This is a genomic window from Asaia sp. BMEF1 (genome assembly GCF_051628905.1).
GTDB lineage: Bacteria > Pseudomonadota > Alphaproteobacteria > Acetobacterales > Acetobacteraceae > Asaia.
On the sequence record NZ_CP157575.1, the window covers coordinates 1,179,400 to 1,192,836 of the forward strand.

Sequence of the window (13,437 nt, forward strand, 5' to 3'; positions counted from 1 at the left end):
CACCACTGCAAAGCAAAAAGCCGGAAGGGTTTCCCCTCCCGGCTTTTTTCATGAACTGCCCAATGACCTCAGGCCGAAGCCAGAGCGTTCAGACTGATCTGACGCAGGACATTCTTCGCGATTTCGCGAATGGGTTCATTGCGTGACAGCACCAGCAAGGAGATTTCGACATTGAATTCGGTCTTGATCGCCGTCTGAATTTCGACACCGGCGAGGGAGTCCACCCCGAGTTCGTTGGGACGCGCGCCAGGGTCGATACTGTCAGGTGCCATCTTGAGCACACTGCCCAGAATGGTCTTCACATTCTCCAGCACAAACTCATACCGCTCCTCCGGCGACAGCGCCTGAAGATGCGCAAGCTTCTGCGCCGAGGAGTTGCGGTCGTTTTTCTCACGACGGATAAGTGCGAATTTGGGATTGCGCTCGATGGCCCCGTGATGGGTGAAGCAGGTCTCCCAGTCAATCGCCATCGCCGCCACCGTATCCCGGTCACGATTGAGCAGGTCCGGCAGAAGCGAGAGCGCTTCCTCACCTTGCAGGAGGCGGAAGCCCGCATTTTCGAAAAACTGCACGACGCTACCCTCCTGCGCCAGCATGCCCACTTCCGCAATCGGCCCCCATTGCACGGAAAGCGCAGGGTACCCAGCCTTCCGCCGCGCGCTGGCCAGCGCGTCGAGCCAGGTATTGGCGGCGAGATAGCTGCTCTGACCGATATTGCCCGTAACGGTGACGATGGACGAATACAGCACGAAATAATCGAGCGGACAGTCGCGCGTCAGTTCATCAAGATGTCGCCCACCGAGGATCTTGGGCGCCAGCACCCGACGGAGGCTCTCTTCGGTATATTTCGAGACCAGCCTGTCATCGAGCACGCCTGCCGCGTGAAAAACGCCCTTGAGTGGCTGACCTGCCTCCAGGATAGCCGCCTTTACGCGCGTCAGATCTTCCATAATGGCAACATCGCCATAATGCAGCGTCACGCGAGCACCTGCCTTCTTCAGGGCTTTGATCCGGCCCAGTGTCTCGGCGTCATCGCGCTTGCTACGCCCCATCAGGTGAAGGTGACGCGCCCCATTGGCGGCAAGCCAGGCTGCGGTTGCAAGACCAAGTCCGCCCTGACCGCCTGTCACCAGATAGGCCCCTTGTGGGTCGATCGGCCTTACAGGCTGACGCTGGGCACGGACATCGGCCAGATCCTCGTAGGAAACGAGAATCTTCCCGATATGCTTAGCTGACGACATGAACTTGAAGGCTTCGCGCACCTCCGATGCCGGATAAACCTTGTGAGGCAGAATGACCGTGTCGAATTTACGCGACAGATAAGGAATGCGATCGAAAATCGACACAGCCTTGCGATGGTCATTAGCCATCATCAGATCGAGATCGAAACTGTGGAACGAGACATTGCCGTTGAAGCTGAACTGCGACAGATCGCGCTTCTCCCAGATGTCCTTCTTGCCGATTTCGACAAAACGCCCGGTATTGCACAAGAGCGCAAGGCTATGAGCTTGCATCTCGCCGGGAAGGCTGTTGAGCACGACATCGACGCCCTTGCCCCCGGTCACATCGAGAATACCCTCGTAGAAAGCGAGACTGCGTGAGTCCCAAACAGCCTCGCAGCCCCGATCGAGCAGGATCTGCCGCTTCTCGTCATTACTGGCCGTCGCAAAAATTCGGGCGCCGATAATCTTGGCGATTTCTATCGCCGCAAGCCCGACGCCACCGGCCGCGGAATGCACAAGCAGGATCTCGCCTTTCTTGAGGTGGGCGAGATCGTGCAGGCAATAAAGCGCGGTTGCGATAGCGATGGGCAGACCCGTGGCTTCGGCAACCGTCAAAGGACGCCCCGCCGTCTCGAAGAGGTCGAGCGGCATGACGCGAAAGCCCTTGACCGGCAGGGTCATATGCGAAGCAAAGCAGCCGGGATGGCAGGTCAGATAGCGCTTGCCGACCTCGAAACGCTTGACTCCCTTGCCAACCGCCACAACCTCGAAACAGCACTCCATACCCATCTCGACCGTATGATAGGTGTCGAGCAGGAATTTTTCGGGCAGGACCGAAATCCCCTTGAGCATGTCCTTGAAATTGAGTGAGGTCGCCAGAATACGGATCGTGATCTCGCCACGCCCCGGAGGGCGTACGTCGAAGGCTTTGTAATAAAGACCGTCCAGCGTGCCTGTGCGGCTCTTTTGCAGCTTGATGCCCGGTGCACCCGGCAGTTGCGCCAAGCTTCTGTCCGGCTGCCCCTCAATCGGCATGAAGCGTGGCACGAAACGCCTCCCTTCGCGTAGCGCCACTTCGGCCTCGGAATCCTCATTCAGGACTTCTGCAGCGAGCGCGGTCAACGCCTCGGGTGTCGAGAGCGTATCGACGTCGATCACCTTGCCCCGGAACTCGGGACGCTCATCGACCAGCCCCTTGAAGAAACCCACGAGCGCCGCCCCATCCGGATTGACGCATACCTGTTTGGCAAGCACGTCTTCCGGGTCGAAGAACAGGGAGTTTTCAGAAACGAAGATGAGCCTTGGCTGCTTCTCTCCATTCTCGAATGACAGGCGTTTACCGAATTTGACCAGCGTATTGACCTGATCAACGATTGTATCGAATGCACCGTCTTGCTGCAGGCCCGCGCTATACAGCACGGCATCGAGCGTCAGACCGGGTTCCAAGCCGATCGTCTCTGCCGTTATCGCACCCGCGCGTGGCGCTGAAAGGACCGTGACGCCGTGTTCCTCCAAAAGCACCGAGAGTTTTTTGACAGCAGCCGCTTTATGACCGGCAATGAGGATAGTCTTGGGTTCGGCGAAAAGGATCGATGCTTCGGTTTCGGTCCATTTGATGAAATATTGCTGGGTTTCCACCGCTTTGGTGACTTCTCTGCGCGCGCGCGGCACCTCGGCAAGGCGCAGCCCCCTGATTTCGGCGGCAGGCATTCCCTCGGTCGTGTAGAGCCGCAGCGTTGCCTCGATCAGGCTCTGGCTGATCGAGGTGATCTCGACCCGGGCCACGATCTCGGTCAGCCCCCTGGCAAAACAGCTCAGACGCTCGAAGCCGACCGGCACATACATGTGGTCGGAGAAGCTCTCAGGCACCAGACCGATCAAGGCATGCATCGCACCGTCGAGCAGCGCCGGGTGCAGATGATAGGCCGCAGCCTCCGCCTGCTCTGCCTCGTTCAACCCTATCTTCGCATAGGCAACGCGCCCTTGCACGGCAAAGCGTTGCAGGGTCTGGAAGCTCGGCCCGTAATGGAAGCCATGAGCACGGATCTTCTCATACAGACCTGTTCCCTCATGGCCCTGCGCCAGACAATCGCGCGCTTCGTCCCTGTCGATAACCGGCATGGACCAGGGCGCTGCGGAGAGGATATCGACCCGACCATGGTCGAGCCACATCTCGCTGTATTCCTCTTTCGCGCTGAAAAAGCGCAGGGTCTTCTTTACCTCGTCATAGGCCAGATGCATGACAGGGTTATCGCCGGTCTGCACCACCAGCGGTGCAAGAATCTCGAAATTCTCTAGCACGATGCCGGTTTGACCCTCGACTTCATGACCGACCGCCAGAGCAGACTCGATGAAGCCGGCCGCAGGCAGCAGAACGACATTGTCGATGCAGTGATCCTTGAGCCACGGCACGCCGAGTTCGGTCAGATCCACCACCCAGGATTTGCCCGGAATCATGGTTCCGAAGCCAATCAGCGGATGACCGCCACCGCCCTGGCGAAAGCGTTTTTCGCGCTCGTTCTCGACCCAGCATTCCTCTCGTGACCAGCGATAAGAAGGCAGATCGATCAACACGCCTCCCGTGATAGCCTGCCAGTCGAGACGGGAGGTTTGAAGAATTATGTTGGCGACGGCGTTTTCGAGGCATTTCGCCTCGTCTTCCTGACGATTGAGCGTGCTGATGACGCTCAGCTTGGCCTGCTGCTTATCTGCCACCGATTTCAACGAGCGCCCGATTACCGGATGCGGGCCGATCTCGACAAACTGCGTGAAGCCGTCAGCCAGACACGCCTCCACAGCCGAGGCAAAAAGAACCGGCTGTCTGGCATTCCTGAACCAGTAATCGGAATCGACGCGATGCTCTTCTGCCGTTACTGCACCATGAACGGTAGAGTAAAAAGGCGTGGTCGCCGCCTTAGGAGAAAGAGCGGTCAGTGCCGTTTTCAGATCGGCTTCGATACGATCCATAACAGGGCTGTGGAACGGCACATCGACATTCAGAATGCGGTTAAATATCCCCTTCTGCGACAGATGAGCGGAAAGCGTTCCGATGGCGTCTTCCGGCCCCGCAATCGTGCAGGTGTTGGGGGCATTGATCGCTGCCACGCAGAGTGCTGGCGCCTGTCCGTCAATAATTTCCTGCGCGGCTTCGGCGGAGAGACCGACAGCAAGCATGCGCCCCGTTCCGTCGAGACTGCCCTGCAACGTGCTGCGATAATAGATGACGGTCACGGCATCATCGAGACTCAGCGCGCCAGCAACATAGGCTGCGGCAACCTCCCCCATGCTGTGGCCCAGAACCGCGTCAGGCAAGATGCCCTGCTGCGCGAGATATTCCGTCACCAGAACCTGAATAACGAAAATCGCAGGCTGGAGAATGGCCGTGTTGTCGATACGCGAAGCGGCTTCTTCCTTCAGGATTTCATCGACAATCGAAAAGCCTGAGAGCGCCTTGAAAATCGTGTCGCACCGCCGTGCCTTGGCCAGAACCGCCTCTGGCGCATGCTGCAACAGATAGCGCCCCATCCCCCACCATTGCGGCCCCACCCCGGAATAGACGAACACGATGCCACGCCCCGATTGCGCTTCGACACTTGCCTGGAGCACGTCGTCCTGCCGCTGATCCTGCAGATAGCCATCGAGCTTGGCACCCAGATCCTTCTCATCGCGCGCCAGAATGAGAAGGCGGTTGCGGAACAGCGTGCGTGACGTCGCAAGGCTGAAAGCCAGATCGCCCAGAGCAGGTGCCGGATCGGCCTCTAGGCGCTCGCGATAAGCCGCCGCCATGAGCGGCAATGAGGTTTTGGAAAAAGCCGTCAGCAGGAAAGGGATTTTTCCATTGATCCGCTGCGCCGCGACGTTACCGCGCGCAGTTTTCTTTTTCGTCTCGGGACGACGAAGCAACGCTATGGCATTCGTGCCGCCATAGCCGAACGAATTGACCCCGGCGTAACAAGCGGGCTTTGCGGTCGCGAGCGAGCGCATCCCGCCACGTGCCACGTCGAGATTCCATTCATCGAGGTGGATGGAAGGATTGATGTTCTGCAAACGCGGCTGCGGTGGCGCCGCCTGATGCCGCAGGCACAAGGCGGCCTTGAGCGTACCCAGCGCGCCTGCTGCGGCCTCGGTATGACCGAGATTGGCCTTGATCGCCCCGATGACCAGCTTTTCGTCCTTGAAGCGGGCAATGGATTGCGACAGCGCATAGGTCTCGATCGGGTCGCCTGCCGGCGTGCCTGTGCCGTGGGTCTCGACATAGGCCACCTCGCTCGGCTCGACCTGGGCTGCCTCCAGTACCTCGGTCATCAGACGCGACTGCGCCCCGGCATCGGGCGAAGTCAGAAACTGGGTGCGTCCGTCCGAGTTCACCCCGGTCGAACTGACGATAGCATGGACGGTATCGCCATCGCGCTCGGCATCCTCAAGGCGCTTTAGAATGAAGACGACGCTTCCTTCGCCTCGGCCATAGCCGTCCGCAGCCGCATCGAAGCTCTTCGAGCGCCCATCACGGGCGATGAAATGCCCCTTGGACATGAAGATCGAGGTCTGCGGACAGATCATGAGGCTGACGCCGCCGGTAATGGCCACATCGGTCTCGCCCTCATTCAGGCTGCGACAAGCCTGATGCAGCGCCACGAGCGAGGAAGAACAGGCCGTGTCGATCGACATGCAAGGCCCCTGCAAATCGTAGACATGCGCCAGTCGGGCCGAAAGCATGGTCGATGGCGTGGCCGTTGCTGCAAAGTGATCGCGCACTGTCGGCAGATTATAGGGGCTCGATGTATGGGCATGGGCATCGACGGCAAAAATACCGATGAAGACGCCGGTTTTGTGCCCTGCCAGTCTGGCAGGCACAACGCGGGCGTTCTCCATCGCCTCCCACGTTACTTCGAGCAGCAATTTCTGCTGCGGATCCAGAATCTGCGCCTCTCTCGGGGAAATCCCAAAAAAGAGCGGCTCGAATTCGTGGATGTTTCTTTTAAGAAAACTGCCCCTTCGCATATAGGTTTTCGACGGGGCTTCGATTTCCTCAGCGTAGAAGCGTTTGACGCTCCAGCGCTCTTCGGGAATATCGGTGACTGCCTCACCCTCCGCACAGAGAAACGACCAGAGTTCGTCGACATTCCTGATATTGGGTGCCAGGCGGCAACCGATCCCGACGATGGCGATATCAGCAGTTTTCTTGCGCGACATAACGAGAACCGAACCTTATTATCAGCAGTAATGTAAAAGACTACAGACAATGCACGCCGAACACGCGTGACATTTCATTGTCTGATCCCTTCGAACTTTATCGAAGCGTATTTTCCGACCGTCGGAAAGCCTGCGACAATCGATCGCGATCAACATGACCATCGAGCGACCAAGGAATATGGTCTACCGTCATGACGCAAACCGGTGGCAGGGTAGGATAGAACGCGCGAAGCGCCTGAGCCAGATGATCGGTGTTGAAACGCTCCGAGGAGGCGAAAGCAATATTCAACCGATCTCTGCCAGCCTCATCCAGTGAGAGGAAGCTACCCAGCTCGCGCTGCCCAAGTATGTCGCGCGCAATGTCATCAATGACTCCGAGGTCGAATTTCTCTCCCCCGAGAGAGACGAGATCGTCGACGCGCCCTGTGATACGCAGCTTTTGCCCGGCGTCGAGAATGCCGCGATCGCCCGGATAGAACCATCCCTCCGAAAAATGACGGGATTGCGTTTTATGACCATCGACATAGCCGTTCAACAGGCCAGAACTCCTGATGCGTAAAATGCCTTCTTCGCCGTCGGGCACTCGCCCCCCCTGAGGATCGACCACCTGAAGCGAGACCCAGGGAAGTGGCGTCCCAACCATATGCTCGGTTTCGAATGACGCGGCATCACCCACAGCAATCGCCCCGGCCTCATCGGTACCGTAAGCAACAACAAGGCTGCGCGTCAGCTTCTCGAGCGTCTTGTCTCTCAATGCACGGCTTAACCTGCCACCGGTCACCACGAGTTTCAGCGTGTCGAGTGGCCTCATGCCAGGCGGTAGGACTTCGATGATATGAGCAAGATGGCCGGGCGTTACGACAGCGACCGTCGCAATCTTACGGGCGATGAGAATGCCTATATCCGTGTGACTGACAAAATTCAGCGGTGAGCCGCCGCAGAGCGCACTGCACCCAACGATAAAACCGGTCAGGGAAATGACACCGATCGTTGACAAGACATGCGGCCGGTCAATACTCGCGCGCGCCAGGATCTGATCCTGAAAGATCATGTGCATGATCGCCATTTCGGCCTGGCGAAAACTCATCGACAAGACGTGGCGCTCGGCGTCCGTACCCGCAGCGATCGCGTACCGGCATATCGTATCGCAATCGATGCTGATATCGACCGATTGAGGCTCGGCTTCGCGAACACGGGCGAGCCATCCCTCGTTAACCTCGAGAACCTGCACATCCTGAAGCGACAGCCCACCCAGGGAGAGGATCAGGTCCGGCTCGAGGAGGCGGATATCGCGCAGGAAGGACGGGTTCGAACTCTCAGAAAGCGATGCGCTTGCGACCCCAAGAGACGCGAGCGCCAGAACGAAAACCCAATGCCAGTAAAGATTTCCGCAATGGATACCGACGAGCCGGGGCTCTACCTCCCGAAGCTTGCTCAGTGCAGCTGCAACAGCTCTCACATCGATGTCGAGCTGGGCGAAGGTCCAGTCCTGCGACAGACTGTCGAACGCCAGGGATTGCGGAGTCTGCTTCGCGTGCCGCAAGACCATAGTATGAAACATCTCTGTCAATCCCCAAACAAAAATGGGGCGGCCATAACGACCGCCCACTTTACCCAAAAAACGAGGGTCGTCCGGATAACCCGGTTTTACCCCGCCTGAGCCCCTAAAAGAGACTCTGACGATTTCGCCAGATATGGTCCCCCTGCAAGAACCTCAATAGCGAGGATGCAGACGGCGTCAGACTGGCGGTCACTCAGATCCAGCACAGCTGAACCAGTCGTCCAGCGCTGGCGTCCGTCCTCAATATCGCCCCAACCCTCAAGCGTTTCATCAGTCAGATGTGAACCTAGGTGGCGCGTCTTGTCCGACTCCCATATCTGGATATCCCCGACCAGAACGCCAAGATGACGACGGTCGTCGTGAAACGGCCCGATGACATCAGCAGGGCGGGAAACACGCGAGACGATCCTTACCTTCGTCGCGTCAGGCGGCAACATGAAAACGCTCGAGCGATTAACAACGCGCATTTTGCGCATGATCCGGCCTCTGTCATCCACCAGGTGCAAGTCCGGATCTTCGGTGATTTCCGGCTCGCAGGTCAGTTTCCCAAGACCAAGTGCTGCTGCACGAAGAGCGAGGGATGCATGAAGTGGCTCAACAAAGCGACGCTCTATACGCAAAGGCGCGGCCCCATCACTTTCCCAATTTTGTTCGGGTGCATTGAGAATATGCACCACCGAATTAGCCTGCGCGAAACGTTTGCGATCGCCAGTATCCAGATAGCTCTCACTCAACGCACCATCGGACCACAGGATCGAGTGCTCGTTCGTTTCGATATGATAATAGTCAAAATGAGTGAGCGTACGATCGTAGAATATGCTTCGTCCATTAACCAGCATCCGGGCTGGAATAAAGGCGTTATTCAGGTACAGTGCGTGTTCCGGGGTCACGAGCAGGTCTTTGTGCGGAATATTATCGCCCAACGCACCCCGTAGAACACGCACAGGATAACCGGCTTCGTCATCCTCCAGCCAGGTACGCACAATCGTCGACCTGTGACCGAGCCAAACAATCTCGCGGAACACTTCATCGCCGTCGACGTAGGCGGCCACACAATCGCCAACCTTGAGTTCCTCGATTGCGACTTCCCCACGGTCCGTACGGATCATGGTCCCCTTCAGAAAGCACTTGTCATAGACAATCACGGTGCTGCCATCGCTGGGGTCTCTCTCAAGATGATAATCTCCAGCCGATACTGCCTGGGAACCGCTCACCGGCGCCGTCCACAACACGCGACCGGTTCCGTCAACGATACTGATCTGAGTGCTACTGTAGACAATACGCTGACCTTCTGACCACCCCAGCGTATCAACATCAATGCGTCCCTTCCAGCCAATGCGAACGCCCTGCAGCACAGCTCCTGACTGAACGACAAGCAAGCCGCCTGCGCCCTGCCCCTCTTGTTCAATACCCGAGATCACGACATTTGTCAGCGTCGCGCCGGAATTAACCGTCATCGTACCACCGCGCTGGATATTGATCGCGCTCGCATAGGCCTGAGCGTCGAGTGTGACCTCGCCATTGGCTGCGATAAGTGCGCCGTTGACCCTACCAGCGGCCAAAGCATGCGCGCTGCCCCCGGCTCCAACGACAAGATTATTGGTTACCGCAGACTGGGCAATTTGAACTAGCCCCCCTGCAGAGACGACGCTATCCCACGCCTGCGCACCCGGCCCCAACAGCTGCGTTCCCGCACTGAAAATACTCTTAAGGGAGACTCCCCCCGCAGAGACGATCTGAAGACCACCAATCACGCTGCCTACGTCTGTACCGCCGCTCGCCAGTGTCTCAGTCGAACCGACATCAAATTTACTCGCAGAGATAACGCCGGAGCCTATAAACTTTTGCCCTTTAAGCGTGAAACCGCCGCCCGCAATCGCCTGACCGCCTGCCAATACATGCGCATCGACAACAACGCCAGCGCTGCCGCCATAACCTGACATTGTACTAGCCAGTACGCCACCGGCGTTCCCCACGGTTACACCGCTGACGATACCGTTATTGATCGCTGCAAAACCGCCACTGTCGTATGCTGTACCGCCCAGCGCAGTACCACCGCCGCCGGCCATCACTACGCCGCCAGAAACAGCCGTCGCGCCAGAGGCGACTGCTGCGGCCGAGGCTATAAGCATCGCGGGATTATTAGTCCCACCCGCACCTAAACCGGCCACGTACGAATTGATCGTAGCGCCGTCCGCGCCGGTTGCGATGAGCGTTGCACCGCTCAAGACACGGTAGCTGCGAGCGCCCAATTTTGTAATCGACGCTGCTCCACCCATACCAGTAGAAGTAATAGCCATATGCCAGCCCCCGCAAGGATATACGAGCACGCATCAGAGCACCGAACACGAAATGACCAGACAAACGCTTTGCCACAGCAAAATTCGACACCCGAATAACAGGATGCTTACTATACTCGCTCATAGTTTATTAACATGTGAGCAGGTGACATATAAGAATTCATCAAGCAACGTCGATATATATAGATAATTACTATACGAGATCATGATAATTAGTTTTTAAAACAAAAACATTTTTCCGAAACCTCGTTAAGCCTTTACTACTCCATCCTTTTTCTACCCAACTCCGACCCTAATAAAAACAAAATGGGAGCTGACCCATGCCGCAAATTTTTTGTGAGCGATCAGGGTTCAAGGAAATTAAAGTAATGATTCTGCAAAACTATCAGTGCAACAGCTTTGCCGCATCGGATCACAAGTTAATTTACATAGAAACCCTCAACCCGAGCCGGGACGCATCACGTCCCGACTGGTTACCTTGCCCAGCAATCCCTTCACATACGCGACGGCATGGCACCCTGATTGCCTTCGACAGCATCGGAAGCAATTGGATAGGGACCACCTGCCAGGATCTCGATGGAAATCATTGCGATCGCATCGGAATCAAGGTCGCTCAAAGGAAGCTCGGCACATCCCGTCGTCCAACGACGACGCCCGTCTTCTACGCTTGACCAGCCGGAGAGGCTGGCAGATTCGAGGTGATCATCGATCTGATGAGTCTGACCAGCCTCCCAGATCTGTATTTCACCCACCAGCACACCGAGATGTCGGCGATCGTCAAGGAACGGGCCAACCACGTCGAGCGGACGTGCAACACGAGAAAGCAGATGCAGCCCCCTTGCCCCTGCCGGGATCATGAAGATGTACGCCTGCTTTACCGTTCGCAGCGGCCTTATTTCCCGCCCCTGATGATCCACCAGACGCAGGTTCGCGTCATCGGTCATCTCAACGTCAGGCCGCTCCACACCGATGGAAAGCGTCGCTGCTCTTTGAGAAAGCGTCTCGAAAATTGGTTCTACAAAGCTGCGTTCGACACGCAGCGGCGCCGCAGCGTCGTGCTCCCAAGTTCTTGCAGGTGCATTCAGCAGCCTGACCACAGGACCATCTTGTGAAAAAGCGGAACGATCACCTGTATCGAGATAGCTCTCGCTCATCGCGCCGTCCGACCAGAGAACGGAATGCTCGTCCGTTTCGATATGATAGTAATCGAAATGGGCAAGAGTGCGATCATAGTAGATGCTACGCCCGTTGACCAACATGCGGGCCGGAACAAATGCGTCATTCAGAAACAGCGCATGCTCCGGGGTTACAAGAAGATCCTTGTACGGAACATTGTCACCCAAAGCGCCTCGGACGATCCGCACAGGATAACCAGCTTCATCGTCGTGAGGTCCAGGACGCACTGTTGCCGTACGACGACCGACCCAGATGACCTCGCGCAGGACTTCCTTGCCATCGACACACGCAACAACGCGGTCACCAACAGTAAGGTCTTCGACCAGTTGCTCTCCCTGCTCCGTTCGGATCATCGTTCCCTTGAGAAAGCACTTGTCATAGACAACAATCAGACTACCATCGGCGGCATCTCTCTCGATATGGAAATCCTTGCTCGTCCCACCCGCGGGAATGCTCGCCACCGAACCGGTCCACAAGACATTGCCATTGGCATCGGTAATCGTCAGCGTATTGCCGCTATAGGTAGTCTTGGCGCCCGAAACATACTGCACGCTGTCGATATCCAGCCGGCTCTTGAAGCCCATGGACGTTATGCCACTCAACACAGCGCCGGACTGAAGAACCAGAAGTCCGCCGGCTCCGCCACTCGACGTTACACCCGAGACCGTTGCATTAATGAGGGTTGCCCCCGAACCGAGTGTCAGGGTTCCACCACCGGAGATGACCACGTTACTCAAAATCGAGGCTGCCTCCGCAGAAGCAGCTGCGGCAGCCCCCACCTGAAGACCGGTTAACTGCGCACCTGCAGTTGCACGAAAGCTTCCGCCAGAGTTGAGCACGATGTTGGTGGCCCAACCTCCGCTAACCTCGATCCGACCGCCAGCATAAGCCGTCGCTCCGCTCGTCCATCCTCCGGCGCCGACGATCTGCGTTCCGGCGCTGAAAATTGAACTTATCGCAACACCCGCCGAGCTTACAAGCTGTGTACCCCCCACGATACTGCCAATATCGGTACCTGCCGAAGCGAGAATTTCGGTTGAACCAATATCGAACGTGCCCTTTGAGACAACACCTGAGCCTGCAAAAGCCTGTCCTTTGATGGTAAAACCACCCCCAGCAAGCGCGTAGCCACCCGCCTGCACATGAGTGTCGATCACGACGCCTGCGCCACCACCAGAACCCGAAACCATCGAGGCAAGCACACCGCCATTCGAACCAACGGTCGCCCCACTGACAAACCCGCCATTGACCGCGGCGAACGAGCCACTATCAATTGCTGTTCCACCGGCAGCCGTTCCCCCATTCGCCCCCATCACAACGCCACCAAAGCCGACCGTGGAGCCCGAGGCGATACCGCCCGCGGACGCGATGATCAGGGCAGGATAATTCGTACCACCGGACTGACCCGGTATCGCTCCAGAGTTATTGGGACCGTTACCGAAGCCTGAGACTACAGCACCGGACACGACAAAACCGCCATTTTGCACGACGAGGGTAGCGCCGCTCAGTACGGAGTATTTGCCGCCGCTGCTGATGATGGTCGCGCCGCTGGCGGAACCGGTAGATGTAATCGCCATGTTTTGCCTCTCAGAATGTTCATCACGGCACAAATACGGCCCTCGCGGGACATCCAGTGGTATGATGACTGCATTATCGTACGCTCAGGCGTGATTCTTACCAGAACCAACCCGCCGAAACTGGTGTTATCTATTTACCAACACTCCTGCCATATCGTGCAGCAGGATGCAACGGGTAATTGTTTGGGAAAAGCCATCACGTTTCCGGTATAAATCGTTACAAATAATCATTCCTTTAGTTTTGATTGATTTTCAGAAACAGGAATGTGCGTTTTTCAATGTATTTCCAACAGGTCGACGTCCTATTCACGCCCCGAAAAGCTCGGCCAGCCCTTTTTAGGCGTACACACCTTTCGCGTATGAAGATCTCGATTCACGAGATTGACGTTTCCAAAGATCAACCGATA

The 13,437-nt window shown here is 57.0% G+C and carries 4 protein-coding genes; all 4 read right to left on the reverse strand.

The features are described from left to right. Positions 1 to 68: 68 nt before the first annotated feature. The 4 genes from ABHV46_RS05115 to ABHV46_RS05130 all read right to left on the reverse strand — a co-directional run bounded on the left by ABHV46_RS05115 (position 69) and on the right by ABHV46_RS05130 (position 13,030). Positions 69 to 6,416, reverse strand: a complete 6,348-nt coding sequence (locus tag ABHV46_RS05115) for a type I polyketide synthase (protein ID WP_438383289.1) — start codon at positions 6,414 to 6,416, stop codon at positions 69 to 71. Positions 6,417 to 6,513: 97 nt separating this feature from the next. Next, entirely contained in the window at positions 6,514 to 7,977 is a 1,464-nt protein-coding gene (locus ABHV46_RS05120) for an AMP-binding protein (RefSeq protein ID WP_438383290.1), read from the reverse strand. A gap of 86 nt (positions 7,978 to 8,063) precedes the next feature. After that, positions 8,064 to 10,277 (reverse strand): Hint domain-containing protein, encoded by a 2,214-nt coding sequence (locus tag ABHV46_RS05125; protein ID WP_438383292.1) that lies wholly within the window; start codon positions 10,275 to 10,277, stop codon positions 8,064 to 8,066. A 494-nt stretch (positions 10,278 to 10,771) separates the two neighbouring features. Then, a complete protein-coding gene (locus tag ABHV46_RS05130; RefSeq protein WP_438383294.1) occupies positions 10,772 to 13,030 on the reverse strand; it encodes a Hint domain-containing protein in 2,259 nt (752 codons plus the stop codon). Positions 13,031 to 13,437: the final 407 nt, after the last annotated feature.

What these genes read in the sequence shown, in the direction of transcription:
- ABHV46_RS05120 (WP_438383290.1), bottom strand. Translation starts at nt 7,977, where the DNA reads ATGTTTCATACTATGGTCTTGCGGCACGCGAAGCAGACTCCGCAATCC.
- ABHV46_RS05125 (WP_438383292.1), bottom strand. Translation starts at nt 10,277, where the DNA reads ATGGCTATTACTTCTACTGGTATGGGTGGAGCAGCGTCGATTACAAAA.
- ABHV46_RS05130 (WP_438383294.1), bottom strand. Translation starts at nt 13,030, where the DNA reads ATGGCGATTACATCTACCGGTTCCGCCAGCGGCGCGACCATCATCAGC.
- ABHV46_RS05115 (WP_438383289.1), bottom strand. Translation starts at nt 6,416, where the DNA reads ATGTCGCGCAAGAAAACTGCTGATATCGCCATCGTCGGGATCGGTTGC.